Origin of the sequence: Streptomyces sp. Z423-1, assembly GCF_013009255.1 — a bacterium.
Classification (GTDB): domain Bacteria; phylum Actinomycetota; class Actinomycetes; order Streptomycetales; family Streptomycetaceae; genus Streptomyces; species Streptomyces gossypiisoli.
The window spans coordinates 6,348,901-6,373,237 of sequence record NZ_CP053109.1 but is presented as its reverse complement, the minus strand read 5'-3'; the positions used below and the strand labels follow the sequence as shown (position 1 = coordinate 6,373,237).

Sequence of the window (24,337 nt, the reverse complement as noted above, 5' to 3'; positions counted from 1 at the left end):
AGTACCAGGATAAGAACACTCTGGTACCAGCCTGAGCGGCCCCGCAGGCTCGACGGTGTGACCGAAACCACCACTTCCGCACGCCCGGTCAGTTCCGCCGCCCAGGCGCCACCCGTGCTCGACGGGCTCGGGCTGTTCACCGTGCTGCTCGGCGCGGCCCTGCCGCTCGTCGACTTCTTCATCGTCAATGTCGCCCTGCGCAGCATCGGCGCCGACCTCGCCGCGGGCGAGGCGGTGCTGGAACTCGTCGTCGCCGGGTACGGCCTGGCGTACGCCGTCCTACTCGTCCTCGGCGGCCGGCTCGGCGACCTGTTCGGCCGACGGCGGCTGTTCCTGGGCGGCATGGCGGCCTTCGGCCTCACCTCGCTGGCCTGCGGGCTCGCGCCCGACGCGTGGACGCTGGTGGCGGCGCGGGTCGCGCAGGGCGCGGCGGCCGCCGCGATGCTGCCGCAGGTGCTCGCCACCATCCAGTCGGCCACCGCCGGAGCACGCCGCGCCCGGGCGATGGGCATGTACGGCGCGACGGCCGGGCTCGCGATGGTCGCCGGGCAGATCCTCGGCGGGGTGCTGGTCGCCGCCGACGTCGCGGGCACCGGCTGGCGCTCGGTGTTCCTGGTGAACGTGCCGGTCGTCGTCGTGGGCCTGGTCCTCGCCGCCCGCGCCGTACCGGAGACGCGCTCCCCGCGTCCGGAGCCGGTGGACGGGCCCGGGACCGTGCTGCTCGCCGCCGCCCTGCTCGCCCTGCTGGCGCCGCTGACCGAGGGCCGGGCGGCGGGCTGGCCGCTGTGGACGTGGCTGTCGCTGGCCGCGTTTCCGCTGCTGGCGGCCGCGTTCTACGCCGTCGAGCGGCGGGCGGACCGGCTGGGGCGTACGCCGCTGGTGCCACCGAGCCTGTTCGCGCTGACCTCGTTGCGGCGGGGGCTGGTGCTGATCGTGCCGTTTTCGATCGGGTTCAGCGGGTTCATGTTCGTGATCGCGGTGGCGTTGCAGCAGGGGGCGGGGCTGGGGCCGGTCGCGGCGGGGGGCGCGCTCGTGCCGATGGCGGTGACCTTCTTCGGTGTCTCCCTCGCCGGTCCGCGCCTGGTGGCCCGCTACGGCACGCGTGTGGTGACCGCCGGTGCGCTGGTCCAGGCGGTGGGCGTGGGGCTGATGGCGCTGGCGGCCTGGCGTTCCTGGCCAGAGCTGGGGTGGGTGCAGTTGCTGCCGGGCGCGGCGATCGCCGGCGTCGGCCAGGCGCTGCAACTCCCCGTCGTCTTCCGCGTCGTGCTCTCCGAGGTGCCCGGCGCCCGGGCCGGCGTCGGCAGCGGCGTGATGATCACCACCCAGCAGTCCTCACTGGCGTTGGGCGTGGCCACGCTCGGCACCCTGTTCCTTTCCCTGGTCCCGGCGCTGGGCATGCGGAACGCCCTGGTCAGCACGCTTGTCGTGCAGCTCGCCGGTATCGCCCTCACCGGTCTGCTGAGCCTGCGCCTGCCCCGCACGGTCGGCTGAGCCCCGACGCGAGGGCACAGCTTGGCCAACTCGGCGTGAAGCGATCCCTGTTGATATTGATCCTGCTGCACACTCCTTGCTGCACGACCTCACGACCTCACGACCGCACGACCGCACTAACGGATCGCCGGACCGGACGCTGGAGGCGTCATGTCGCAGATCGACACGAGCAAGGTCAGCCGGTGGGACCAGCACGGACGCGAACACGTGGTCCGGGTCCAGCGCACCGGTGTGCAGCGCACGATCCGATGCGACACGTGCGGCTGGCGGCGGGGTGCGCAGTTCCTGCCCTGGCTGAAGGCGCAGGAGCACCTCGCGGAGGCGCATCAGGCGACGGTGGACCCGGCCGGGGGCTGACGGGTCGCCGGTCGCCGGGGTCAGGCCCGCAGCCCCCGCACCACCAGCTCCACGACCGCCGCGAAGTCCGCCTCCGCCTCCGGCTGTGCCCACTCGGGTGCGTAACAGGGGTCGTGGAAGCGCCCCGTGGCATGGAACACCGCGCGGGCCGTGGTCCGGGGGTCGTCGGACGCGAAGGTGCCCGCCGCCACCCCCGCCTCGACGATCCGGGTCAACTGGGCGGTGAGATCGGCGATGTGCTCCGGGACCGCCTCATTGCTCTCGCCGGTCAGCACCATGTACGTCGCGAACAGCTCCGGATCGTCGCCCGCCTTGCGGCGTTTGGCGTCGAACAGCCCCCGCAGCCAGTCCCGCAGCCGCGCCTCCGGGTCACGGTCCTCGGCGACGATCCCGGCCAGCGCCTCGGACGTACGGTCCAGCCACCGCTTCGTGACCGCCTCCCGCAGGGCCGCCTTGGTGCGGAAGTGCCGGTACACGCTGCCGTGGCTGACGCCGAGCGCGCGGGCCACGTCGACCACGGTGGCCTTGGCCGGGCCGTGGCGGCGCAGCACCTCCTCGGTTGTTTCGAGGATGCGCTCGGCGGTCAGGGTCTCGCTGGTCGGGGGCATGAGGTGACCGTACCTCGTGCCCGGATCAGCGTTCGCTGTCGAGGTGCGACATCTGCTGCGTCGGGTAGCGGTCGCCGGCCGCCGCGTCCGCCGGGACGGCCTCCTCGATCGCCCGCAGGTCGGCCTCGTCCAGCGTGACGTCCAGCGCGCCCAGCGCCTCCGTCAGCCGGTCCCGGCGGCGGGCGCCGACCAGCGGCACGATGTCGTTGTTGTGCTGCGAGCCCCGCGAGAGCACCCAGGCGATGGCGATCTGCGCGACGCTCACGCCCTTCTGTTCGGCGATCTTCCGCAGCGCCTCCACCAGGTTCAGGTTGTGCTGGAGGTTCTCGCCCTGGAAGCGGGGCGACAGCGCCCGGAAGTCGTTCGCGGCGAGCTGTCGGTCGGCGGTGAAGTGGCCGGAGATCAGCCCGCGCGAGAGCACGCCGTACGCCGTGACGGCGATGCCCAGTTCACGGGTGGTCGGCAGGATCTCGGTCTCGATGCCGCGTGAGATCAGCGAGTACTCGATCTGCAGGTCCGCGATCGGGGCCGTGGCGGCGGCCCGGCGGATCGTCTCGGCGCCGACCTCACTGAGGCCGATGTGCCGGACGTACCCCTTCTCGACCAGTTCCGCGATCGCGCCGACCGTCTCCTCGATCGGCACGTCGGGGTCGAGGCGGGCGATCCGGTAGACGTCGATGTGGTCGACGCCGAGGCGCTGGAGCGAGTAGGCGGCGAAGTTCTTCACGGCGGCCGGGCGGCCGTCGTAGCCCGTCCAGCCGCCGTCCGGGTCGCGCAGGGCGCCGAACTTCACGCTGAGCAGCGCCTGTTCCCGCCGGGCGGCGGGCGCGGCGCGCAGGGCCTCGCCGATCAGCAGCTCGTTGTGGCCCATGCCGTAGAAGTCGCCGGTGTCGAGCAGGGTGACGCCTGCCTCCAGGGCGGCGTGGATGGTGGCGATGGATTCGGCCCGGTCCGCCTCGCCGTACAGCGCGGACATGCCCATGCAGCCGAGGCCGAGGGCGGAGACCTGGGGGCCGGTGGTTCCGAGAGTGCGCGTTTGCATCGTCATGTCCTCCACCTTGCCCTAACAGCTGACAGATTTCAATATCTGTCAGCTGTAATTTGTTAGCCGCAATCTGTCAGCCCCTGCGAGGGCCTGCTCAGCGCGCCGTGAACGCCAGCTTCGCCCCCAGGGCCACGAACGATCCCGCGAACGTCCGGCGCAGCCAGGTCATCACGCGCGGCCGGGACACCACATGGCTGCGCACGGACGCCGCGAGCAGGCCGAAGGCGACGAACACGACGAAGGTCACCAGCATGAACACACCGCCCAGCGCCAGCATCCGGGGCACCGCGTGCGGCTCGGCGGGGCTCACGAACTGGGGCAGGAACGCCAGGAAGAAGATCGTCACCTTGGGGTTGAGCAGGTTGATCAGCACGGCCCGCACGATCACCCGCCCCGCGGTGACGGGCGGGGCGCCCTCCTGGCCGACGTCGATCGCGCCCTTCTCCCGCACCGTCGCCCAGGCCATGTAGAGGAGGTAGGCGACACCGGCGTACTTCAGCGCCTGGAAAGCGGTCGCGCTGGCGTGCAGCAGCGCGGCGACGCCGGTGACGGTGGCCAGCACATGCGGCACGATCGCGAGCGTGCACCCGAAGGCGGCGGCGACACTCGCCCGCCGCCCCCGGGAGAGCCCGGCGGCGAGGGTGTAGACGAGGCCGGTGCCGGGGGTGACGACGACAACGAGGGTGGTCGGCAGGAAGGCGATGCTCATGGAGCCACCCTGGTCAACACGATGGCCCCCGATACAGGTCCAAAGAGGAACCCGTATCGAGGGCCAATCAGTCGTGAGTCGCGGAGCGCCTAGCAGCCGATGAGACGCGACGCCAGGTACCCCTCGATCTGGTCGAGAGACACCCGCTCCTGCTTCATCGAGTCCCGCTCGCGCACCGTCACCGCGTTGTCCTCCAGGGTGTCGAAGTCGACCGTCACGCAGTACGGCGTACCGATCTCGTCCTGGCGGCGGTAACGGCGGCCGATCGCGCCGGCGTCGTCGAACTCGATGTTCCAGTTCTGGCGCAGCGTCTGGGCGAGGCCCTTGGCCTTCGGGGACAGCTCCGGGTTACGGGACAGCGGCAGCACCGCGACCTTCACCGGCGCCAGCCGGTGGTCGAGGCGCAGCACCGTGCGCTTCTCCATCTTGCCCTTGGCGTTCGGCGCCTCGTCCTCGACGTAGGCGTCGAGCAGGAAGGCGAGCATCGCGCGGCCGACACCGGCCGCGGGCTCGATGACGTACGGCGTCCAGCGCTCGCCGGCCTCCTGGTCGAAGTAGGAGAGGTCCTGGCCGGAGGCCTTGGAGTGCGAGCCGAGGTCGTAGTCGGTGCGGTTGGCGACACCCTCCAGCTCGCCCCACTCGCTGCCGCCGAACTGGAAGCGGTACTCGATGTCGGCGGTGCGCTTGGAGTAGTGGGAGAGCTTCTCCTTGGGGTGCTCGTACCAGCGCATGTTCTCCTCACGGAGACCCAGGCCGGTGTACCAGTTCCAGCGCTGCTCCATCCAGTACTCGTGCCACTTCTCGTCCTCGCCCGGCTTGACGAAGAACTCCATCTCCATCTGCTCGAACTCGCGGGTGCGGAAGATGAAGTTGCCCGGCGTGATCTCGTTGCGGAACGACTTGCCCATCTGGGCGATGCCGAACGGCGGCTTGCGCCGCGAGGTGGTCTGCACCTGGGCGAAGTTGGTGAAGATGCCCTGCGCGGTCTCGGGCCGCAGGTAGGCGATGGAGCCGGAGTCCTGGGTCGGGCCGAGGTGCGTCGACAGCAGGCCGGAGAACTGCTTGGGCTCGGTGAACTGGCCCTTGGTGCCGCAGTTGGGGCAGTTGATGTCGGCGAGGCCGTTCTCGGGGGCGCGGCCCTTCTTCTCCTCGTACGCCTCCTCCAGGTGGTCCGCGCGGAACCGCTTGTGGCAGGAGGTGCACTCGGTCAGCGGGTCCGTGAAGGTGGCGACGTGACCGGAGGCGACCCAGACCTCGGGGGCCAGGATGACGGACGAGTCGATACCGACGACGTCCTCGCGCGACGTCACCATGTAGCGCCACCACTGGCGCTTGAGGTTCTCCTTGAGCTCGACACCCAGGGGCCCGTAGTCCCAGGCGGCACGCTGACCGCCGTAGATCTCACTGCAGGGGAAAACGAAGCCACGGCGCTTGCTCAGGCTGACGATGGTGTCGATCTTGTCGGCGGCCACGGTGCTCTCTTCATTACGACGACGGGCGACGAAGCGAGATGCTTCCAGCGAATGATTCAGGTTACCGGCGCGGACTCCCCCTGAACCAAATCGGGGCTCCCCCTGAACGGAATCGGGGCTCCCCCCGTGCACCGAATCGGCCCTTTGTTGACAACCGTTTCCAATTTTGTTGAAAATGACTCTCATGAACATACGACGACGCCTGATCCCCACGGCAGCACTGGCCGCCCTCAGCCTCACTGCGGTCTCCGCCTGCTCCAGCGACCCCGCGAGCGCGGGCAACGCTGGTAACGCTGGTAACGCAAGCAACACGGACAAGTTCGACGTCGTCGCCTCGTTCTACCCGATGCAGTTCCTCGCCGAGCAGATCGGCGGGGACCATGTGAACGTCACCACCCTGACCGAGCCCGGTCAGGAGCCGCACGACCTGGAGCTCAGCACCAAGCAGACCGCCGAGCTCGGCGAGGCGGACGCGATCCTCTTCCTCAAGACCCTCCAGCCCGCCGTCGACGAGGCGGTCGCCCAGACCGACGTCAAGACGAAGATCGACGCGGCCACGCTCACCAAGCTGGAGGACCACGGCAACGTCGAGCACGAGCACGCCGGTGAGGAGGAGCACGCGGAGTCCGAGGAGGAGGAGCACGCCCTCGACCCGCACGTCTGGCTGGACCCGGTGAAGTACGCCGAGGTCGCGAGCGGCGTCGGCGCGGCCTTCGAGAAGGCCGACCCGGACCACGCGGCCGACTACAAGAAGAACACCGAGGCCCTGGTCAAGAAGCTGGACGCGCTCAACACCGAGTACGCGGACGGCCTGAAGGACACCAAGTCCAAGGTCTTCTTCACCAACCACGCCGCCTTCGGCTACCTCGCCGAGCGCTACGGCCTGACCCAGGAGGCCATCTCCGGCCTCGACCCGGAGAGCGAGCCCAGCCCCGCCCGGATCAAGGAACTCCAGGACGAGGCCAAGGCCGACGGCGTGACCACCGTCTTCTACGAGACACTGGTCAGCGACAAGACCGCGAAGACCCTCGCCAAGGACGCGGGCCTGAAGACGGACGTCCTCGACCCGCTGGAAGGCATCACCGACAAGTCCAAGGGCGACGACTACTTCCAGGTCATGGAGTCCAACCTCAAGGCGCTGCAGACGGCCCTCGGCGCCCAGTGATCGCTACGGAGGCCCCTGTGAGCGAGCCCGTCATATCGGAGCCCGTCATATCGATGCGCGGCATCCGCGCCGAGTTGGGCTCGCGCCCCGTCCTGCGCGGCATCGACCTCACCGTGCGCCACGGTGAGGTCGTCGCGCTGCTCGGCGCGAACGGCTCGGGCAAGTCGACGGCGGTGCGCAGCGTCATCGGGCAGGTGCCGGTCAGCGCCGGGCAGATCGAGCTGTTCGGGACGCCCCGGCACCGGTTCCGGGACTGGGCACGGGTGGGGTACGTCCCGCAGCGCACGACGGCCGCGGGCGGGGTGCCCGCCACGGTGACGGAGGTCGTCTCCTCCGGGCGGCTGTCGCGGGCCCGCTTCGGCATGCTGCGCAAGGCGGACCACGCGGCCGTACGCCGGGCCCTGGAGGTGGTCGGCATGGCGGACCGCGCCAAGGACTCGGTCAACGCCCTCTCCGGTGGCCAGCACCAGCGCGTGCTGATCGCCCGCGCCCTCGCCTCCGAACCCGACCTGCTGATCATGGACGAGCCGATGGCGGGCGTCGACCTGGCCAGCCAGGAGGTGCTCGCGGGCACCCTGCGGGACCAGGTCGCCTCCGGTACGACCGTGCTGCTCGTCCTGCACGAACTGGGCCCCCTGGAGCCGCTGATCGACCGGGCGGTCGTCCTGCGCGACGGCTGCGTGACCCACGACGGCCCGCCCCCGAAGGCGGTCGGCCAGCATGCCCTTCCCGGCCACGACCACGTACACCCGCACGCGGCGCACGACGCCGAACCGATCCGCACGGGACTGCTCAGCTGATGGACTTCCTCGACTACGCCTTCATGCAGCGGGCCCTGCTCGCCGCGGTCCTGGTCGGCATCACGGCCCCCGCGATCGGCATCTACCTCGTGCAGCGCCGCCAGGCCCTGATGGGCGACGGCATCGGCCATGTCGCCATGACCGGCGTCGGCCTGGGCTTCCTGCTGTCCTGGTCCCCGGTGTGGATGGCGACCCTCGTCTCCGTCCTCGGCGCGGTGCTCATGGAGCTGATCCGCTGGTTCGGCCGCACCCGCGGCGACATCGCCCTCGCCATGCTCTTCTACGGCGGCATGGCCGGCGGCGTGATGTTCATCAACCTCGCGCCCACCGGTTCCAACGCGAACCTCACGTCGTACCTCTTCGGCTCCCTGTCGACGGTGAGCGAGTCCGACGTCACGGCGATCTGCGCGCTCGCCGCGTTCGTGGTCCTGGTCACCCTCGGGCTGCGCAGGCAGCTGTTCGCGGTCAGCCAGGACGAGGAGTTCGCGCGGGTGACGGGCCTGCCGGTCCGGGCGCTGAACCTGCTGACGGCGATCACCGCGGCGGTGACGGTCACCGTGGCGATGCGAGTGGTCGGCCTGCTGCTGGTGTCGGCGCTGATGGTGGTGCCGGTGGCCGCCGCCCAGCAACTCACCCGCAGCTTCGCGGCGACCTTCGCGGTCGCGGTCGCCATCGGCGTGGCCGTCACGCTCGGCGGCACGGTCACCTCGTACTACCAGGACGTTCCGCCCGGTGCGACGATCGTGCTGCTGACCATCGGCGCGTTCGTCGTGCTGACCGCGCTGGCGGCTCCGCTGGCCCGGCGGCGCGCGCGGGCGCTGGCCACCGCGCACCCGGCCGGGGACCCGGCGGAGTGTGCGATTCCGGCCACCCGGGCAGCCGGGGACGAGGTCGGCGTCTGACTGCGCCCAGTCCGGGCTGGCACAATGGCCCGGCAGACGCAGAGCAAGGAGGCAACCGGTGACCACCGCTGGACCGCCCGTGAAGGGCCGCGCCACTCGGCAGCGTGCCGCCGTGGCGGCAGCCCTGGAAGAGGTCGACGAGTTCCGCAGCGCGCAGGAACTGCACGACATGCTCAAGCACAAGGGCGACGCCGTCGGGCTCACCACGGTCTACCGCACCCTGCAGTCGCTCGCCGACGCCGGCGAGGTCGACGTCCTGCGCACCGCCGACGGCGAGTCCGTCTACCGCCGCTGCTCCACCGGCGAACACCACCACCACCTGGTCTGCCGCGGCTGCGGAAAGGCCGTCGAGGTGGAGGGCCCCGCGGTGGAGACGTGGGCGGAGGCCATCGCCGCCGAGCACGGCTACGTCAACGTCGCGCACACGGTGGAGATCTTCGGCACCTGCGCGGACTGCGCGGCGGCGGCCGAACGGGGCTGAGCCGGCTCTCTCAGACCTGGGGCAGGTGCGCGGCCAGCAGGGCCCGCAGACGGTCCAGGTCGTCCCCGGTGCGCAGGCCGCGCTTGGGCGCGACCTCCAGGATCAGGATGTTCGGGTCGCGGCTGAGCAGCACCAGATGATCGCGCGTCTCGCGATAACCGCGGAACAGCGACCAGCGCTGCGTCAGCGTGGTGTGCTCGGTCTCGACCGTGATCCCGGCATCGGACACCGTGGCCCGATACTCGCCCTGCCACGAGACGGTCCGGAACACATGGTTGGCCTGAATGCGGGGCGTGCCCCAGATCAGGACCGCGGTCAGCAGCGAAAGCGCGACCCCCGGCGCCGCATTCGCCCCACCGAAGGCGAGGAACACGCCGAACGCAGCGAACAGCACCGCGAACGCCCACCGCACGGGCGCCAGCCGCCGGATGCGGTCACGGACCTGTATGCCCCGGAGAATGTCGGCCCGTGTCGGCCGGAAGGCCAGCTCGACGGTGTCGGTGCCACTGTCCTGAATGATGTCCCGCCCCTGGTGAACCATGGGCGGAACTCTAGCGACCAGCGGCCGGACTCAGCCGCGCGGCTGCTTGCCCTCCATGGCCAGCAGCTCCTCGTTCGGGATCGCACCGCCGAAGCGGCGGTCGCGGGACGCGTACTCCACGCACGCCCGCCACAGGTCACGGCGGTCGAAATCCGGCCACAGCACGTCCTGGAAGACCATCTCGGCGTAGGCGCTCTGCCAGAGCAGGTAGTTGGAGGTGCGCTGCTCGCCGCTGGGGCGCAGGAACAGGTCGACGTCCGGCATGTCGGGGTAGTAGAGGTACTTCGCGAAGGTCTTCTCGGTGACCTTGGACGGGTCCAGACGCCCGGCCTTCACGTCTTCCGCCAGCGCCTGCGCAGCGTCGGCGATCTCGGCGCGGCCGCCGTAGTTCATGCAGAAGTACAGCGTGAGACGGTCGTTGCCCTTGGTCTGCTCCTGGGCGATCTGGAGCTCCGTGGCGACCGACTTCCACAGCTTGGGCATCCGGCCCACCCAGCGCACCCGGACGCCGAGTTCGTCGAGCTGGTCGCGGGTCTTGCGGATGAAGTCGCGGTTGAAGTTCATCAGGAAGCGCACCTCGTCCGGCGACCGCTTCCAGTTCTCGGTGGAGAAGGCGTACAGCGAGATCGCGCCGACGCCCATCTCGATCGCGCCCTGGAGCACGTCCAGCACCCGCTCGGCGCCCACCTTGTGCCCCTCGGTGCGCGGCAGACCGCGCTCCTTGGCCCAGCGTCCGTTGCCGTCCATGACGATCGCCACGTGGCCGGGCACCAGCTCACCGGGCAGCTTCGGCGCGCGGGCACCGGACGGGTGCGGCTCCGGCGTCTTGTACTCGCGCCGCTGGCGCCCCAGGAACCCGCGTACGGCCATGTGCTTCTCGTCTCCTCAGGTCTACTTTTCCACGTACCGAAGGGAGCGCAGCCCGCGCTCCAGATGCCAGTGCAGATACGCGGACACCAGCCCGCTGCCCTCCCGCACATACCGCGGCTCGCACGCGTCCGCGGTCTCCCAGTCTCCCGTAAGCAGCGCCCCGAGGAGTTCCAGGGTCCGCGGTGAGGGTACGACGCTCCCGGGCACCCGGCAGTCCGCGCAGACCGAGCCGCCGGACGCCACCGAGAAGAACCGGTTCGGGCCGGGCAGGCCGCACTTCGCGCAGTCGCTGAAGCTGGGGGCGTAGCCGTTGACGGCGAGGGAGCGCAGCAGGAAGGCGTCGAGGACGAGGTGCGGGGCGTGCTCGCCGCGGGCGAGCGTGCGCAGGGCGCCGACCAGCAGCAGATACTGCTGCACGGCGGGCTCGCCCTCGTGGTCGGTGAACCGCTCCGCCGTCTCCAGCATCGCCGTCCCGGCGGTGTACCGCGCGTAGTCGGTCACGATCCCGCCGCCGTACGGAGCGATGGTCTCGCTCTGCGTGCAGAGCGGCAGCCCGCGCCCGACCAGTTCACTGCCCCGCGCGAAGAACTGCACGTCGACATGCGAGAAGGGTTCGAGACGCGCCCCGAACTTGGACTTCGTCCGCCGCACCCCGCGCGCCACCGCCCGCACCCGCCCGTGCCCCCGGGTGAGCAACGTGATGATCCGGTCGGCCTCACCCAGCTTCTGGGTGCGCAGCACAATGCCGTCGTCCCGGAACAGGCTCATCGCGCACCGCCGTGGCACTGCTGGGGGTGCGGCATGATCCGGTCCGCCGCGCCCGGCTTGCGGGTGTGCAGCGCGATGGCGTCGGCGCGGGACAGGCTCATGCGGCCATTGTCTCCTACGCGGGTGGCCCTCCTTCAGGGAACCTCGCCCCGGCTGCGGGCGTTGGCGTAGGCGGTCGCCGCGCTCAGCCGCTCCGCCGCGGTGGCGTTGCGCAGGGCCTCCGGGTCGCAGTCCCACTCCTTCCCGCCGCCGACGGCTCTCAGCTGCACGTACGGCCCCTCGTGCCCCATGACGATCCCCACCTTCCCGCTGCGGGTGTCCACGACGTACGAGCCGATCGGCGGCTTCGGCGGCTTCTTCGACTTCATCGGCTTCCGGCCTTTTCCAGTGCGGGCGGCGATTGCTTCACGGGGTGGTTCCCCGCCTCTTCCGGGTTTCACTCTTTGCGACTCCCGGACTACGCACTGCCTCTACACTCGGGCCGAGGCCCGGCGCACCAGGTGGAAGTCAGCGTTCGGCGAGGGGTACCGGGGCCTCCTGGACCGCCCAGCCGTTGCCGTCGGGGTCCTGGAAGAAGAGGAAGGCGTTCCACCGCTCCTGGCCCCGGCCCTCCGCCCAGCCGGACGCGTCCACGTGCAGCACCGGGGTCACCTCGACCCCGCGGCCCACCAGCTCCGCCCTGGCCGCCTCGATGTCCGTGACGCAGAGCTGGAGACCCTGGAGCGAGCCGGGGATCATCCGGGACCGGCCCGGCGAGTCGGGCATGCCGGACTCCAGCACGATGGAGCAGCGGGAGCCGGGCGGGGTGAGCTGGACGAAGCGCCCGGTGTCACCGAAGAACGACGCGTCGACATCGGCGCGGAAACCGCACTGGTCCTGGTAGAAGGCCTTGGCCCGGTCCAGGTCGGTGACCGGTACGGCGATCACCTCGAGGGTCCATTCCATACGCCCACCTCCTCGGCCATGGTCCTCCCACGGCACGGGCCGCGCCCGTCGGCCGTACCGGCGGTTGGGTGGCCGCCCGGCCGCTCGACGTCGACCTCAACGCCCGGCGAACCGGCGCACGTACGCCCGCTGCCACGGCGTCTCCACCGCCCGCCGGTCGTAGCCCGCCCGGACGTACGCCACGGCCTCCTCGGGCGGTACGCCGTCCAGGACCGCCAGGCAGGCCAGCGCCGTCCCCGTCCGTCCGCGCCCGCCGCCGCAGGCGATCTCGACGCGCTCGGCGGCGGCCCGCTCCCAGGCCTCGGTCAGGGCCGTCCGGGCGTCGGCCCGGTCCTTCGGGAGGCGGAAGTCGGGCCAGTGGATCCAGCGGGACTCCCAGGGGTGGGCCTGGGGCGGCTTGCCGAGCAGGTAGACGCCGTACGACGGGCCGGGCGCCGCCGGGTCGAGGGGGTGCCGCAGGCCCCGGCCTCGGATCAGGCGGCCCGAGGGCAGCCGGAGTACGCCTGGCAACTGGTCGTCCCACCCGTCGATCGTCGTCATGGAGTCATTCGAACTTGTTCGGCGTACCCGGGCAACCGATTGCGGACAACCGGTGGTCTGGAGGGCGAGGGGGTGCTTGATGCAGGCCGAACCAGAGGCCCAGTTCCAGGAATTCGTCAGGGCGAGATGGTCCCATCTCGTCCGGACCGCCTATCTGCTCACCGGCGACGCGCACCACGCCGAGGACCTGACACAGACCGCGCTGGCGAAGGCGTACCGCTCCTGGCGGCGCGTGGCGCGCAGTGACAGTCCGGAGGCGTATGTGCGGCGGATGCTCGTCACCTGCAACAGCGACCGGTTCCGCAAGCGGCGGGTGCGCGAGGCGCTGACCGCGTCGCCGCCCGAGCGGGCGGGCCGTGACGACGCCGTGTCGCGGGCGGACGAGCGGAGCGCGCTGATGGGCGCGCTCGCCGGGCTGCCGCCCCGGCAGCGGGCGGTGGTGGTGATGCGGTACTGGGAGGACCTGTCGGAGGCGGAGGTCGCCGAGGTGCTCGGCTGCTCCACCGGCACGGTCAAGAGCCAGGCGGCCAAGGGGCTGGCGAAGTTGCGTACGTATCCGGGGCTCGCGCAGGTCATGGACGCACCTGCCGGCAGCCGCGCGTCGGGGGGACAGGGAGGCACCAGGTGAGCCACGACGAGGACGAGCGGGAGGGCGAGCAGGAGTTCGAGGAACAGGTGCGTGAGCTGCTCGCCGAGGACGCCTACGCCGTCCAGCCGTCGCCGGTGCCGTATCCGACGATCCGGCAGCGCGGCACGGTCGAGCGGCGCCGGCGGGTGGCGGCGGTCGGGGCGGCGCTGGTGACGCTGGTGGCGGTGCCCGTGGGGGCGTACGCGCTGACGGGCGGGACGAACGGGGCGGACACCGCGACGCCGAGCCCGCCCGTCACCGCTCCGCCGTCGCCGACGTCCACTCCGTCCCCGACGCCGTCCGGGCCCTCGGGTCCGGCCACGGAGGGGCAGTTGCTGGACGGGATCGACCGGGCCACGGCCGTGTCCGGGGTGGCGGACTGTCTGGCGTACGACATGGGCGGTGCCCCGGGTGACATCTCCCTCGGTGAGCCCTCCGACTACCGGATCCTGCTCGCCATGCGCAGCACCGGCGACAGCAACGCCCCCGGCGACGGCCACTTCGTCGTCGCGGTGCGGGAGAAGGGCCCGAAGACCCGGCTGATCTGCAACATCAAGGACGGCGAGGTCTCCGGACGGAGCGTCAGCAGCGGCGACGACGCGATCCCGGACGCCCCGGTCGTGATGCCCGACATCAACGCGCACAAGCTCTACATGCAGTCGGTCATCGACAAGGGCAACTGGAGGCTGCCCTTCCGCTGGGCGAGCATCGGCACGGTCGAGCCGTCCGTGGACCGGGTGACCGTATCCTACGGGGACGAGACGAGCGAGGCGGTCCTGGACGGCGGCTGGTTCGTCTCCGCCGGGGAGCTGAACCAGCAGGTCACCAGGTCGCCGCACGTCAAGGGGTACGACTCCGGCGGCAAGCTGGTCTACGACTCCGACCGGGACAAGTACTACATGCCGACGCTGCCGTAACGGCGTGTCCGCCCCCGGCCGGCCCTCTGCGCCACGGAAGTGAACCGCCGTCACCGCGCTGCGCGCCCTCCACGTCACGGGCGCGCGGCGCGGTGATGATGGCGCGATGACGGTGAACGGTGAGCTCGGGGGACGCGTCGTCCGGGCGGTCACGGGCGCCGGTCCTCAGCTCCGCCCCGGTGGCCGTCCCACGTCCCGTCTCCGGCCTCCACCTGCGGCAACTCCCGCCATTTCCCGCCGTCAACGGTGTGGCCTCGGGCGGATACACCATTCGTGTGTGATCTCTTGACCGCCCTCCGGGCCGCTTCTATGGTCGCGCTGACCGCAGGACGTAGGACGTCGTATCTCCTGATCGTCTCCATCATCCGACCGCCTCCCCCACGACTCCCGGAGGACCTGTGCGCGACGTGACCCACGACGTTCCGGCGCTGCACCGCCGCTCGTTTCTGCAGCACACCGGCGCCCTCGGCGCCGCCGCCGCGGTCTCCGCGTCGCTGGGGGCCTGTTCGGTGGGCCCCGAGTCCACGAACGACACCGGCGACGGGGGCTCGGGCCCGAACCGGACGCTGACGGCGGTCATCGGCTACGGGAACGACGGGACCTGGGACCCGACACAGACGGCGTCGGCGTTCTGCATGGCCGCCAACAACCACATCTACGAGGGGCTGCTCGACACCGACCCGATCTCCCGGGAGCCGTATCCCGCGCTGGCGACCGCCGTGCCCGCGGACCTCACCGCCACGTCCTGGACGTTCACCCTGCGCCCGGGCGCCACGTTCCACGACGGCAGGCCGGTCACCGCCGACGACGTGGTCTTCGTCTTCGACCGGATCCTCGACCCCGGCACCCAGACCCTGGCCAAGGGGTTCTTCGAGCCCTGGCTGAAGGACGTGCGCACGGTCGACGAGCGGAACGTCGAGCTGGTGCTGAAGTTCCCCTTCCCGGAAGGGGTCTCCCGGCTCACCCTGGCGAAGATCATGCCGAAGCACGTGTTCTCCCGGCCCGGCGCCTGGAACGACGCGATCAGGGGGCTGGCGGTGGGGTCGGGGCCGTACCGGCAGACGGCGCACCACCCGAAGTCCAACACCACCTTCGAGGCGTTCGCCGGTTACAACGGCCCACGCCCGCCCGCCTTCAGGAAGATGAACTGGCTGACGATCGTCGACGCCGCGCCGCGCGTCGCCAAGATCTCCGGCGGCAGCGCGGGCGCGCAGATCGCGGACAACATCCCGTACGCCAACATCGGCCGGCTGGAGAGCAGCGGGCTGACGGTGGCGGGCGGGGCCGGGATGAACAACCTGTTCCTGATGTTCAACACCCGGCACAAGCCGTTCGACGACGTGCGGGTGAGGCAGGCGCTGCACTACGCCATCGACCGCGAGAAGATCGTGGAGGTCGCCCTCAAGGGGCACGGCAAGCCGTCGTCGTCGTTCCTCGACGAGGCCAATCCGGCGTACCGGCGGGCGAGGACGGTCTACGACCACGACCCGGACAGGGCGAGGGCGCTGCTGAGGGAGGCCGGGGTCAGCGGGCTGCGGATCGACGTCCTCGCCGTGAACGTCAGCTGGATCGTGGACTGTCTGCCGACCATCAAGTCGTCCTGGGACGCGATCGGGGTGCGTACGACGCTGTCGCCGCAGGAGACCACGGCCGTGTTCACCAAGATGGACCAGAAGCAGGACTACCAGGTGGTGGCCGCGGCCTCGAACCCCAACCAGTTCGGCCTCGACGCCGACCTGATCATGCGTTACAACTACGGCCCCGAGAACCTGTGGATGCAGTACGCCCGCTGGGCCGGCGACCCGGTCGCGAGGCAGCTCTTCACGGACATGGACCGGGCCACCCGGGAGCCGGACACGGCCCGCAAGAAGACGATGATCCAGGACTACATCGACGTCGTCGCCGAGCAGGCCGTGCTCTACCCGGTCGTGCACAACGAGCTGATGACGGCCTGGGACCCGAGGGATCTCGCCGGGATGAGGGCCCAGCCGTACCCCGGGATCAACGTCCTGCAAGCCAGGTGGGCCTAGCCGGTGATCGCCGTCCTCAGGATCCTCGCCCGTCGTGTCCTGCTGCTGGTGCCGCTGATGCTCGGCATCGTGCTGTTCGTGTTCCTGGTGATGCGGTTCTCCGACGTCGACCCGGCGTCCGCGTTCTTCCAGGGCGCCAACCCGACGCCCCAGCAGCTGCACGACTTCCGCGAGGAGCACGGCCTGCTCGATCCGCTGCCGGTGCGCTACGTCGCCTTCGTCGGCGATCTGCTGCACGGCGACATGGGCACCAGCGCGCTCACCCGGGGCGAGGTGGTCGACCAGGTGATGACCGCGCTGCCGCTCACCCTGCAGCTCACCTTCCTGGGCCTGGGCATCGCGGTGGTGCTGTCGCTGATCGGCGGGGTGACCGCCGCGATCCACCGGGACCGGCTGCCGGACCAGATCATCCGGGTGGTGTCCCTGACCGGCGTGGCCGCGCCCGGCTTCTGGCTGGCGCTGCTGATGATCCAGTACTTGGCGGTCGACCGGGGCTGGTTCCCGACCGGCGGCTACATCAACCCGGCGGACTCCTTCACCGGCTGGCTGAACACCATGACCCTGCCCGCCCTGGCCCTGTCCCTTCCGGTCGCCGCGCAGCTCACCCGGATCGTGCGCACGGCGGTCGTCGAGGAGCTGGACAAGGACTACGTGCGCACCGCGATCGGCAGCGGACTGCCGCCCAGCGTGGTGGTCGGCCGGAACGTGCTGCGCAACGCCCTGATCAACCCGCTGACGGTGCTCGGGCTGCGCGTCGGTTATCTGCTCGGCGGCGCGGTCGTCATCGAGACGATCTTCTCGCTGCCCGGCATGGGCAAGCTCATGATCGACGCCGTGAAGAACGGCGACCCGGCCGTCGTCCAGGGCGTCGTCCTGACCACGGCGACCGGGTTCGTGGTCGTCAATTTCGTCATCGACGTCCTCTACCTGCTGGTCAACCCGCGACTGAGGGATGCGGCCTGATGTTCCCCGGCCCGATGTTCTCCCGCAAGCGTCTCACCGAGGCCCTGACCCGGCCCGGCGTCCGGCTGCGCGGCCGGCACCGGCTGCCGCTGCTGTCGAAGGCCGCCGTCTGCTTCCTGGCCCTGGTGGTGCTGGTCGCGGTGTGCGCGCCGCTGCTCGCGCCCTACGACCCGCTGGAGCAGCTGCCGCCCGTCGACGGCACCGGCCATCCGTCCGCCGAGCACTGGATGGGCCAGGACAGCCTCGGCCGGGACCTCCTCAGCCGGCTGATGTACGGCGCCCGCTGGTCCCTCGCCATCGGGCTCGGCGCGACCGCGCTCGCGCTGCTGGTGGGCTCGCTGATCGGCGCGGTCGCGGCGACCTCCCGCAAGGCGGTGGACGAGACGCTGATGCGCTGCCTGGACGTGGTGATGGCGTTCCCGGGGATCGCGCTGGCCGCCGTCCTGGTCGCCGTGTTCGGCGGCGGCATCACCGTGCTGATCTGCGCGATCGCGTTCCTGTTCACACCGCCGGTCGCCCGGGTCGTACGGGCGAACATCCTCGACCAGTACGGCGAGGACTACGTGACGGCCGAGCGGGTCATCGGCGCCCGCACCCCGCACATCGTCGTCAAGCACGTGGCCATCAACTGCGCCGCGCCCGTGCTGGTGTTCTGCACGGTGCAGGTCGCCGAGGCCATCGTCTTCGAGGCGTCGCTGTCCTTCATCGGCGCGGGCGTACGGCCGCCCGACCCGTCGTGGGGCAGTGTCATCGCGGACGGCAAGAACATGGTGCTGACCGGCGGCTGGTGGGCGACCGTGTTCCCCGGGCTGCTGATGCTGGTGACCGTGCTGTCGCTGAACATCCTCTCGGAGGGCGTGTCCGACGCCTGGGCGGCACCGGCGCCCCGGGACGTAGAAGCACCCAAGGACCGCCTGGAGGCCCCCGAGCCCGGCAGCGGCAAGGTCACCGCGCTCCCCGGCCTCACCGAGGCCGCCCACCGGCTCCGCTCCCGCGCCCGCCCCCTGCCCGGCGGGCAGCCGGTGCTCGCCGTCGAGCACCTCGCCATCGGCTTCCCGGACCGGCACCACGGCGTGGACATCGTCGACGGCATCAGCTTCGAGGTGCACCCCGGTGAAGTGCTCGGCCTGGTCGGCGAGTCGGGCTGCGGCAAGTCGCTGACCGCGCTCACCGTCATGGGCCTGCAACCGAAGGGCGCCCGCGTGCGCGGCCAGGTCCGCTTCCACCAGCGCGACCTGCTCGCCGAGCCGATGCGGGTGCGCCGCAGACTGCTCGGCCACGAGATGGCGATGGTCTACCAGGACGCCCTGTCCTCCCTGAACCCGGCGATGACCATCCGCGCCCAGCTCAAGCAGGTGGTACGACGCGGCGGGCGCCGCACCCCCGCCGAACTGCTCACCATGGTCGGCCTCGACCCCGACCGCACCCTGCGCAGCTACCCGCACGAACTCTCCGGCGGCCAGCGCCAGCGCGTCCTGATCGCCATGGCCCTGTCCCGCGACCCGAAGCTGATCGTCGCCGACGAGCCGACCACCGCCCTCGACGTGACCGTGCAGGCGCAGATCATGGAACTGCTGCTGAAGCTGCGCGAGCAGCTGGGCTTCGCGCTGATCCTGGTCTCGCACGACCTCGCGCTGGTCGCGGCCGTCACCGACCGGGTGGTGGTGATGTACGGCGGGCAGATCGTGGAGACGGGCGTGACCGCCGACCTGGTCGAGGCGCCCGCCCACCACTACACGCGCGGGCTGCTCGGCAGCGTGCTGTCGCTGGAGTCGTCCCAGGAGCGGATGACGCAGATCAAGGGCGTCGTGCCGTCCCCGGCCGACTTCCCGGCGGGCTGCCGGTTCGCGGACCGCTGCCCGATGGCGAGCGAGGTCTGCCGGACCACACCCCCCGACCTGCTGGGCACCCCGACGCACACGGCGGCCTGCCACCACCCGGCGGTCCTGCTGGTGAACACCGGCGAGGCGGAGAGCGAGGTCGTCTCATGACCGCGCTGGTGGAACTCGCCGACGTGCATGTGGTGCACAAGGCCCGCACCGGCGGGCTGTTCACGCGGGACAAGGTGTACGCCCTGACCGGCGCCGACCTCACCATCGCACCCGGCGAGACGGTCGGCGTGGTCGGCGAGTCCGGCTGCGGCAAGTCGACGCTGGCGAAGGTGCTGGTGGGCGTGCAGCCGCCGACGTCCGGGACGGTGTCCTTCCGGGGCCGCGACCTGTGGGGCATGCCGCCCGCCGAGCGCAGGAAGGCCATCGGCAGCCACACCGGCATGATCTTCCAGGACCCGTCGACCGCGCTGAACCGGCGGCTGACGGTACGGCAGATCCTGCGCGACCCCCTGGACGTGCACGGGCGCGGCACGGCGGCCGGGCGCGAGGAGCGGGTCCGGGAGCTGATGGCGCTGGTCGGCCTGCCGAAGGCCCTGGCCGACGGGCTGCCCGGCCAGCTCTCCGGCGGACAGCGCCAGCGCGTCGCCATCGCCCGCGCCCTCGCCCTCGACCCCGACCTGGTGGTGGCCGACGAGCCGACCAGCGCGCTGGACGTGTCGGTGCGCGCCCAGATCCTCAACCTGCTGCTGGAGCTGAAGGAGCGGCTGGGGCTTGCGCTGGTGTTCGTCTCGCACGACATCCAGACGGTACGGCGGATGAGCGACCGGGTGATCACCATGTACCTCGGCCGGATCGTGGAGGTGGCCCCGGCCGACCGGGTGACCGACCGGGCCCGGCACCCGTACACCCGCGCCCTGTTCTCCGCGACGCCCGGCCTGCTCGACCCGATCGACCCGATCCCACTGGTCGGCCCCGTCCCGTCGGCGACTCGCCCGCCGAGCGGGTGCCCGTTCCGCACCCGCTGCTGGAAGGCCGACGGGGTGTGCGCGGAGTCGATGCCCGAATTTTCCGTTGCGTCCACTCCAGTGCATCGTTTCCGCTGCCATCATCCGGTGGGAGAGGAAGAGTCGACCCGTGAGCTCGTCGGCCAGGCTCAGGCACCACCCAAGGAGCCCGCATGAACCTCCCCACCCCGCTGACCGGTGTCGTCCCGCCCGTCTGCACGCCCCTGACACCGGACCGTGAGGTGGACGTCCGCTCGCTGCTCAGGCTGGTCGATCATCTGGTCGCCGGTGGTGTGCACGGGCTGTTCGTGCTCGGCTCGACCTCCGAGGCGGCCTTCCTCACCGACCGGCAGCGCGCCCTCGTCGTCGAGAGCGTGGCCGGTCACGTCGGCGGGCGGCTCCCGCTGGTCGCCGGGGCGATCGACATGACGACCCCGCGCGTGCTGGACCACGTCACGGCCGTCACCGGGGCGGGCGCGGACGCCGTCGTCGTCACCGCGCCCTTCTACGCCCGCACCCACCCCGCGGAGATCGCCCGCCACTACCGGCTCGTCGCCGCCGCCTCCCCGGTCCCCGTCCTGGCCTACGACATCCCGCCCGCCGTCCACACCAAGCTCCCCGCCGACCTGGTCCTGGAACTGGCCGCCGAGGGCGTGCTGGCCGGGCTGAAGGACTCCAGCGGGGACCTCGCGGGCTTCCGTCAGGTCATCACCGGCCTGCACGCGCACGGCGTCTCCGGCTTCAGCGTGCTGACCGGCTCCGAGACCGTCGTGGACGCGGCCCTCGCGCTGGGCGCGGACGGGGCGGTGCCCGGCCTGGCCAACGTCGACCCGCACGGCTACGTCCGGCTCGACCGCCTGTGCCGGGCCGGCGACTGGGCCCGCGCCCGCGCCGAACAGGAGCGGCTGTGCGCCCTGTTCGGCCTGGTCGGCGTCGGCGCCCCCACCCGGATGGGCGGCAGCTCCTCGGCGCTGGGCGCCTTCAAGGCGGCACTGCATCTGCGCGGGGTCATCGACTGCCCGGCAACGGCGGAGCCGCAGGTGCCGCTGTCGCCGGACGAGGTGGAGAAGGTGGGCAAGTTCCTCGCGGCGGCGGGGCTGCTCTGAAGCACGCCGGCTAGGACACGTCGGCGAGCGGGATCAGCCGGAACTCGATCCTCTCGTACGTCCCCGTCACCCCCGTCTCGTACAGCACGCCGAGCGTGTCCTTGCCGAGCTGCACCAGGTCGGAGTAGGCCGCCGGGTGCCGGGACAGCGTCAGCGCCTTGGTGAAGGTCCTCCCGGCGTCCGTGCTGCGCCAGATCGTCATGGCCTCGCGGGCGGTGGGCACGGAGGGCCCCGAGAAGAGCAACGGGGCAGTCCGATCACCGGGCTGGAGGACGCTCGCCTGGACGATGGGCACGTCGTTCAGGGTGGGCTGGACGGCGTAGGGGCGGGCGAGGGTGCGGCCGCCGTCGGTGGAGCGGCTGTCGAGGCGGTGGCCGGAGCTGGTGCCGTGCTGGTCGCGGGCGGAGAAGTAGAGCGTGCCGTCGGGGAGTTCGGCGGCCGTGCTCTCGTTGGCGTTGTCGTGGCCGTCGTAGGAGGCGTCCACGAAGCCCAGCCGCCAGGTGTTGCCGCCGTCGTCGCTGTAGACGGCGTGGGCGCCGTAGTACTTGGGTTCCTGCCCGGTGTCGGCGGAACCGGCGGGCGGGGCGGCGGAGTGGTTGGCGGGGACCAGCAGACGGCCGGCGTGCGGGCCGCGGGTGAGGGCGAGGGCGTGGCCGGGGCCGGTGGCGTACCAGCGCCAGCCGGTCCGCTTGACCGCCGCCGTGATCTCGCGCGGCTCGGTGAAGGTGCGTCCGTCGTCCTTGCTGCGCTGCACGAACACCCGGCGGCTCTGCTCCGGCGTCACCTCGCCCCGCATGATCTGCGCCTCCGTCACGGCGCCGCTGTTGGAGGTGGTGAGCAGCACGACGGTGCCGGTGCGCGGGTCGATCACGGGTGCCGGGTTGCCGCGGGTGTCCCCCTTCCCGGCGGCCACCACCGTGAGCGGGCCCCACGTGCAGCCGCCGTCGGTGGAGCGGCGTGCCACCACGTCGATGTCGCCGGAGTCGCCCGCGCCGCCGCGCCGCCCCTCGGCGAAGGCGAGGACGGTACCGGCGCCGGTGGTGACGGCCGCCGGGATGCGGTAGGTGGCGTAGCCGTCCGTCCCGGCGGTGTACGGCACGGAGGACGTGCAGCGGGCGGCGGAGGCGGGCGGGCCGGAGGTGAGCTGGCCGAGCGCCAGCGGGGCGAGGGTGGCGGCGGCGGTCAGCAAGGCGCGTCCGGGACGTCTCATCGGGCGGTTCCCTCAGGGTCGGTGACGGTGCGTCAGTCATCGGTGACCGACTGTCCGTCACATCGTCCCCGGAGTCACCAGCCCGCTCTCGTACGCCACGATCACCAGTTGCGCCCGGTCCCGTGCCCCCAGCTTGCCCATGATGCGGCTGACGTGGGTCTTCGCGGTGAGCGGGCTGAGTCCCAGCGACTCCGCGATCTCGGTGTTGTTCAGGCCGCGCGCGACCAGCGTGAGCACCTCGCGCTCACGCTCGGACAGGCATTCGGGTCCGGCCGCCGGAGGAGCCGAGGGGCTGCGCAGCAGACGGGCGATCAGCCGGGCCGTCGGGCCGGGCGACAGCAGTGCCTCACCGGCGGCCACCGTGCGGATGGCGGCGAGGAGTTCGGCCGGACGGGTGTCCTTCACCAGGAACCCGGAGGCGCCCGCGCGCAGCGCCTCCACGATGTTCTCGTCGGTGTCGTAGGTGGTCAGGACCAGTACCTTCACCCCGGCCAGATCCTCGTCGGCGGCGATCAGCCGGGTGGCCTCGATGCCGTCCAGGTCGGGCATGCGGATGTCCATCACGACCAGGTCGGCGCGGGCGCTGCGGGCCAGTTCCACCGCCTCCCGTCCGGTGCCCGCCTGGCCGACGACCTCCATGTCCCGGGCCGACTCGACGAGCATGGCGAACGCGGCCCGTACGAGGGTCTGGTCGTCGGCGAGCAGTACACGGATGGCGCTCATCGGGCTCCTTCGCTTCCCAGGGGCAGTACGGCGGTCACCTCGTAGCCGCCCGCGCGGCCCGGCCCGGCGTCCAGCGTGCCGCCCACGCTGCGGGCCCGTTCCCGCATGCCGACGAGACCGAAGCCGGGCGTGCCGGTGCCGACGCCGGTCCCGTCGTCGGTGACGTCGACGCGGAGAGCACCCTCACCCTCGTACACCCGCACGCGTACGGTGACGTCGTCGCGCCCGCTGTGCCGTACGGCGTTGGTGAGCGCCTCCTGCACGATCCGGTAGGCGGCCGCCCCGACGGCGGGCGGCACCTGATCGGCCCGCACCGTCAGCTCCACGTTCGCCCCGGCGCCGCGCGCGGTGTCCGCGAGGTCCTTCAGGCCGTGCAGGTCGGGCAGCGGGCCGCGCGCCTCGGCCGGGGTGTGCTCGCGCAGCACCTCCAGGGTGGTGCGCAGTTCACCGCGGGCCGTGCGGCAGGTCTCGGCGATGTCGTCGAGGGCCTTGGCGACGGCGGCGCGGTCGAGGCGTTCGGGGTCGGCGGTCAGCACGTGCGCGGCGACGGAGGTCTGCACACCGATCAGGGTGATGCTGTGCGCGAGCAGGTCGTGCAGGTCGCGGGCGATACGCAGGCGTTCCTCGGCGACCCGGCGGCGGGCCTCCTCCTCGCGCGTGCGCTCCGCGCGTTCGGCGCGTTCGACGATGGCGGCGACGTACTGGCGGTAGTACCGGACGTCGACGCCGAGGAAGAGGACGGCGATCACCCAGCCGGAGATGCGCAGCAGTTCGAGGGCCTGCTTGGTGTCGACGCTGAGCATCACCGCCATGGAGATGCCGAGCACGGCGGCGCCGGTGAGCAGCGTGCGCAGCGGGCGGCTGGTGGCGGCGACCGTGTAGAGGGCGACGTAAGCGGCCGGGGTCGGGGCGGCATGGTTGAAGTCCAGGGCGTGGTACGGCCCGACCAGCGCGACCACCGCGGCCAGCACCGGCATCGGGTGGCGCCGCCGCCACACCAGGGGGACCTGAGCGGCGAGCAGCAGCGTCCAGCCGAGCACGTCGGGCCGTCGGCCCTCGTCGGTGACCAGGGCCACGACCACGGCGTGGGCGGTGGTGGCGAGGGCGAGCAGGGCGTCGTTGCGGATGGCGTGCGGGGCGGTGAGCGGATCACGGTTGACCGCCGCCATGATCCGCTCGCCCAGGCGGGGCTTGTGAGGTGCGGGCACGGGCCTCATCTTCCGGGAGGAG

The 24,337-nt window shown here is 71.6% G+C and carries 26 protein-coding genes and 1 pseudogene; 13 read left to right on the top strand and 14 right to left on the bottom strand.

Annotated elements, in window-relative coordinates; all coding sequences use genetic code 11:
• The first annotated feature begins 57 nt into the window (after nucleotides 1-57).
• Both HJD23_RS28620 and HJD23_RS28615 read left to right on the top strand, forming a co-directional pair.
• Nucleotides 58-1,491, top strand: coding sequence for an MFS transporter (locus HJD23_RS28620; protein WP_171112294.1), 1,434 nt, complete (start codon nucleotides 58-60; stop codon nucleotides 1,489-1,491).
• A 150-nt stretch (nucleotides 1,492-1,641) separates the two neighbouring features.
• Entirely contained in the window at nucleotides 1,642-1,848 is a 207-nt protein-coding gene (locus tag HJD23_RS28615; RefSeq protein WP_171112295.1) for a hypothetical protein, read from the top strand.
• Between the two features lie 20 nt (nucleotides 1,849-1,868).
• Here the strand turns inward: HJD23_RS28615 and HJD23_RS28610 are convergent, their stop codons facing one another.
• The 4 genes from HJD23_RS28610 to HJD23_RS28595 all read right to left on the bottom strand — a co-directional run bounded on the left by HJD23_RS28610 (nucleotide 1,869) and on the right by HJD23_RS28595 (nucleotide 5,682).
• Complete coding sequence (locus tag HJD23_RS28610; RefSeq protein ID WP_171112296.1) at nucleotides 1,869-2,456, bottom strand: TetR family transcriptional regulator; 588 nt, start codon at nucleotides 2,454-2,456, stop codon at nucleotides 1,869-1,871.
• 25 nt (nucleotides 2,457-2,481) lie between these two features.
• Nucleotides 2,482-3,504 (bottom strand): aldo/keto reductase, encoded by a 1,023-nt coding sequence (locus HJD23_RS28605; protein WP_171112297.1) that lies wholly within the window; start codon nucleotides 3,502-3,504, stop codon nucleotides 2,482-2,484.
• Nucleotides 3,505-3,595: 91 nt separating this feature from the next.
• Nucleotides 3,596-4,210 (bottom strand): LysE family translocator, encoded by a 615-nt coding sequence (locus HJD23_RS28600; protein ID WP_171112298.1) that lies wholly within the window; start codon nucleotides 4,208-4,210, stop codon nucleotides 3,596-3,598.
• A gap of 89 nt (nucleotides 4,211-4,299) precedes the next feature.
• The gene (locus tag HJD23_RS28595; protein WP_171112299.1) at nucleotides 4,300-5,682 is read right to left on the bottom strand and encodes a glycine--tRNA ligase; all 1,383 of its coding nucleotides are present in this window, start codon (nucleotides 5,680-5,682) and stop codon (nucleotides 4,300-4,302) included.
• A 184-nt stretch (nucleotides 5,683-5,866) separates the two neighbouring features.
• Between HJD23_RS28595 and HJD23_RS28590 the strand changes: the two genes are divergently transcribed.
• The 4 genes from HJD23_RS28590 to HJD23_RS28575 are packed head-to-tail and all read left to right on the top strand — an operon-like array spanning nucleotide 5,867 to nucleotide 9,030.
• Nucleotides 5,867-6,847: a zinc ABC transporter substrate-binding protein gene (locus HJD23_RS28590; RefSeq protein ID WP_171112300.1), complete on the top strand. Its 981-nt coding sequence runs from the start codon at nucleotides 5,867-5,869 to the stop codon at nucleotides 6,845-6,847.
• A gap of 53 nt (nucleotides 6,848-6,900) precedes the next feature.
• Nucleotides 6,901-7,647, top strand: coding sequence for a metal ABC transporter ATP-binding protein (locus tag HJD23_RS28585; protein ID WP_171118562.1), 747 nt, complete (start codon nucleotides 6,901-6,903; stop codon nucleotides 7,645-7,647).
• Nucleotides 7,647-8,549, top strand: coding sequence for a metal ABC transporter permease (locus tag HJD23_RS28580; protein WP_171112301.1), 903 nt, complete (start codon nucleotides 7,647-7,649; stop codon nucleotides 8,547-8,549). The genes HJD23_RS28585 and HJD23_RS28580 overlap by 1 nt, the downstream gene beginning before the upstream one ends.
• A 58-nt stretch (nucleotides 8,550-8,607) precedes the next feature.
• On the top strand, nucleotides 8,608-9,030 hold the full coding sequence (locus HJD23_RS28575) for a Fur family transcriptional regulator (protein ID WP_171112302.1): 423 nt from the start codon (nucleotides 8,608-8,610) through the stop codon (nucleotides 9,028-9,030).
• A gap of 10 nt (nucleotides 9,031-9,040) precedes the next feature.
• On the opposite strand, the gene HJD23_RS28570 is transcribed toward HJD23_RS28575, so the two are convergent.
• From HJD23_RS28570 to HJD23_RS28545, 6 genes are all read right to left on the bottom strand, one after another.
• Nucleotides 9,041-9,571 (bottom strand): YcxB family protein, encoded by a 531-nt coding sequence (locus HJD23_RS28570; protein WP_171112303.1) that lies wholly within the window; start codon nucleotides 9,569-9,571, stop codon nucleotides 9,041-9,043.
• A gap of 30 nt (nucleotides 9,572-9,601) precedes the next feature.
• Nucleotides 9,602-10,441, bottom strand: a complete 840-nt coding sequence (locus HJD23_RS28565; RefSeq protein WP_171112306.1) for an isoprenyl transferase — start codon at nucleotides 10,439-10,441, stop codon at nucleotides 9,602-9,604.
• A 21-nt stretch (nucleotides 10,442-10,462) separates the two neighbouring features.
• Entirely contained in the window at nucleotides 10,463-11,209 is a 747-nt protein-coding gene (gene recO / locus HJD23_RS28560; protein WP_171112308.1) for a DNA repair protein RecO, read from the bottom strand.
• A 134-nt stretch (nucleotides 11,210-11,343) separates the two neighbouring features.
• Nucleotides 11,344-11,577 carry a hypothetical protein gene (locus tag HJD23_RS28555; RefSeq protein ID WP_141310573.1) on the bottom strand — a complete coding sequence of 78 codons (234 nt, stop codon included), beginning with the start codon at nucleotides 11,575-11,577 and terminating at the stop codon, nucleotides 11,344-11,346.
• Nucleotides 11,578-11,716: 139 nt separating this feature from the next.
• Nucleotides 11,717-12,154, bottom strand: coding sequence for a VOC family protein (locus HJD23_RS28550; protein WP_171112309.1), 438 nt, complete (start codon nucleotides 12,152-12,154; stop codon nucleotides 11,717-11,719).
• Between the two features lie 96 nt (nucleotides 12,155-12,250).
• On the bottom strand, nucleotides 12,251-12,694 hold the full coding sequence (locus HJD23_RS28545) for a protein phosphatase (protein WP_171112310.1): 444 nt from the start codon (nucleotides 12,692-12,694) through the stop codon (nucleotides 12,251-12,253).
• Between the two features lie 79 nt (nucleotides 12,695-12,773).
• Between HJD23_RS28545 and HJD23_RS28540 the strand changes: the two genes are divergently transcribed.
• Nucleotides 12,774-13,322, top strand: a complete 549-nt coding sequence (locus tag HJD23_RS28540; protein WP_171112311.1) for a SigE family RNA polymerase sigma factor — start codon at nucleotides 12,774-12,776, stop codon at nucleotides 13,320-13,322.
• On the top strand, nucleotides 13,319-14,239 hold the full coding sequence (locus HJD23_RS28535; protein WP_171112312.1) for a hypothetical protein: 921 nt from the start codon (nucleotides 13,319-13,321) through the stop codon (nucleotides 14,237-14,239). Before HJD23_RS28540 ends, HJD23_RS28535 begins: the two co-directional genes overlap by 4 nt.
• A gap of 18 nt (nucleotides 14,240-14,257) precedes the next feature.
• On the opposite strand, the pseudogene HJD23_RS44160 reads toward HJD23_RS28535, so the two are convergent.
• A pseudogene (locus HJD23_RS44160) lies at nucleotides 14,258-14,402 on the bottom strand (GntR family transcriptional regulator); the annotation flags it as partial.
• Nucleotides 14,403-14,637: 235 nt separating this feature from the next.
• Between HJD23_RS44160 and HJD23_RS28530 the strand changes: the two are divergent.
• From HJD23_RS28530 to HJD23_RS28510, 5 genes are read left to right on the top strand one after another with little or no spacing between them, the layout of a single operon-like run.
• Complete coding sequence (locus HJD23_RS28530; protein WP_171112313.1) at nucleotides 14,638-16,269, top strand: ABC transporter substrate-binding protein; 1,632 nt, start codon at nucleotides 14,638-14,640, stop codon at nucleotides 16,267-16,269.
• A gap of 3 nt (nucleotides 16,270-16,272) precedes the next feature.
• Nucleotides 16,273-17,232: an ABC transporter permease gene (locus tag HJD23_RS28525; protein ID WP_171112315.1), complete on the top strand. Its 960-nt coding sequence runs from the start codon at nucleotides 16,273-16,275 to the stop codon at nucleotides 17,230-17,232.
• Nucleotides 17,232-19,223, top strand: a complete 1,992-nt coding sequence (locus HJD23_RS28520) for a dipeptide/oligopeptide/nickel ABC transporter permease/ATP-binding protein (protein ID WP_240980837.1) — start codon at nucleotides 17,232-17,234, stop codon at nucleotides 19,221-19,223. The genes HJD23_RS28525 and HJD23_RS28520 overlap by 1 nt, the downstream gene beginning before the upstream one ends.
• A complete protein-coding gene (locus HJD23_RS28515; RefSeq protein ID WP_171112317.1) occupies nucleotides 19,220-20,245 on the top strand; it encodes an ABC transporter ATP-binding protein in 1,026 nt (341 codons plus the stop codon). The genes HJD23_RS28520 and HJD23_RS28515 overlap by 4 nt, the downstream gene beginning before the upstream one ends.
• Entirely contained in the window at nucleotides 20,242-21,174 is a 933-nt protein-coding gene (locus HJD23_RS28510) for a dihydrodipicolinate synthase family protein (protein ID WP_171112319.1), read from the top strand. The genes HJD23_RS28515 and HJD23_RS28510 overlap by 4 nt, the downstream gene beginning before the upstream one ends.
• Before the next feature lie 10 nt (nucleotides 21,175-21,184).
• Here HJD23_RS28510 and HJD23_RS28505 read toward each other — a convergent pair whose 3' ends face one another.
• The 3 genes from HJD23_RS28505 to HJD23_RS28495 are packed head-to-tail and all read right to left on the bottom strand — an operon-like array spanning nucleotide 21,185 to nucleotide 24,324.
• On the bottom strand, nucleotides 21,185-22,384 hold the full coding sequence (locus tag HJD23_RS28505; protein WP_171112321.1) for a sialidase family protein: 1,200 nt from the start codon (nucleotides 22,382-22,384) through the stop codon (nucleotides 21,185-21,187).
• Nucleotides 22,385-22,441: 57 nt separating this feature from the next.
• Nucleotides 22,442-23,107 carry a response regulator transcription factor gene (locus HJD23_RS28500; protein ID WP_171112323.1) on the bottom strand — a complete coding sequence of 222 codons (666 nt, stop codon included), beginning with the start codon at nucleotides 23,105-23,107 and terminating at the stop codon, nucleotides 22,442-22,444.
• Nucleotides 23,104-24,324, bottom strand: a complete 1,221-nt coding sequence (locus tag HJD23_RS28495; protein WP_180687283.1) for a histidine kinase — start codon at nucleotides 24,322-24,324, stop codon at nucleotides 23,104-23,106. Before HJD23_RS28495 ends, HJD23_RS28500 begins: the two co-directional genes overlap by 4 nt.
• Nucleotides 24,325-24,337: the final 13 nt, after the last annotated feature.

What these genes read in the sequence shown, in the direction of transcription:
- HJD23_RS28555 (WP_141310573.1), bottom strand. Translation starts at nt 11,577, where the DNA reads ATGAAGTCGAAGAAGCCGCCGAAGCCGCCGATCGGCTCGTACGTCGTG.
- HJD23_RS28610 (WP_171112296.1), bottom strand. Translation starts at nt 2,456, where the DNA reads ATGCCCCCGACCAGCGAGACCCTGACCGCCGAGCGCATCCTCGAAACA.
- HJD23_RS28550 (WP_171112309.1), bottom strand. Translation starts at nt 12,154, where the DNA reads ATGGAATGGACCCTCGAGGTGATCGCCGTACCGGTCACCGACCTGGAC.
- HJD23_RS28615 (WP_171112295.1), top strand. Translation starts at nt 1,642, where the DNA reads ATGTCGCAGATCGACACGAGCAAGGTCAGCCGGTGGGACCAGCACGGA.
- HJD23_RS28495 (WP_180687283.1), bottom strand. Translation starts at nt 24,324, where the DNA reads ATGAGGCCCGTGCCCGCACCTCACAAGCCCCGCCTGGGCGAGCGGATC.
- HJD23_RS28510 (WP_171112319.1), top strand. Translation starts at nt 20,242, where the DNA reads ATGAACCTCCCCACCCCGCTGACCGGTGTCGTCCCGCCCGTCTGCACG.
- HJD23_RS28605 (WP_171112297.1), bottom strand. Translation starts at nt 3,504, where the DNA reads ATGACGATGCAAACGCGCACTCTCGGAACCACCGGCCCCCAGGTCTCC.
- HJD23_RS28590 (WP_171112300.1), top strand. Translation starts at nt 5,867, where the DNA reads ATGAACATACGACGACGCCTGATCCCCACGGCAGCACTGGCCGCCCTC.
- HJD23_RS28600 (WP_171112298.1), bottom strand. Translation starts at nt 4,210, where the DNA reads ATGAGCATCGCCTTCCTGCCGACCACCCTCGTTGTCGTCGTCACCCCC.
- HJD23_RS28515 (WP_171112317.1), top strand. Translation starts at nt 19,220, where the DNA reads ATGACCGCGCTGGTGGAACTCGCCGACGTGCATGTGGTGCACAAGGCC.
- HJD23_RS28585 (WP_171118562.1), top strand. Translation starts at nt 6,901, where the DNA reads ATGCGCGGCATCCGCGCCGAGTTGGGCTCGCGCCCCGTCCTGCGCGGC.
- HJD23_RS28505 (WP_171112321.1), bottom strand. Translation starts at nt 22,384, where the DNA reads ATGAGACGTCCCGGACGCGCCTTGCTGACCGCCGCCGCCACCCTCGCC.
- HJD23_RS28500 (WP_171112323.1), bottom strand. Translation starts at nt 23,107, where the DNA reads ATGAGCGCCATCCGTGTACTGCTCGCCGACGACCAGACCCTCGTACGG.
- HJD23_RS28565 (WP_171112306.1), bottom strand. Translation starts at nt 10,441, where the DNA reads ATGGCCGTACGCGGGTTCCTGGGGCGCCAGCGGCGCGAGTACAAGACG.
- HJD23_RS28570 (WP_171112303.1), bottom strand. Translation starts at nt 9,571, where the DNA reads ATGGTTCACCAGGGGCGGGACATCATTCAGGACAGTGGCACCGACACC.
- HJD23_RS28580 (WP_171112301.1), top strand. Translation starts at nt 7,647, where the DNA reads ATGGACTTCCTCGACTACGCCTTCATGCAGCGGGCCCTGCTCGCCGCG.
- HJD23_RS28545 (WP_171112310.1), bottom strand. Translation starts at nt 12,694, where the DNA reads ATGACGACGATCGACGGGTGGGACGACCAGTTGCCAGGCGTACTCCGG.
- HJD23_RS28520 (WP_240980837.1), top strand. Translation starts at nt 17,232, where the DNA reads ATGTTCCCCGGCCCGATGTTCTCCCGCAAGCGTCTCACCGAGGCCCTG.
- recO (WP_171112308.1), bottom strand. Translation starts at nt 11,209, where the DNA reads ATGAGCCTGTTCCGGGACGACGGCATTGTGCTGCGCACCCAGAAGCTG.
- HJD23_RS28540 (WP_171112311.1), top strand. Translation starts at nt 12,774, where the DNA reads ATGCAGGCCGAACCAGAGGCCCAGTTCCAGGAATTCGTCAGGGCGAGA.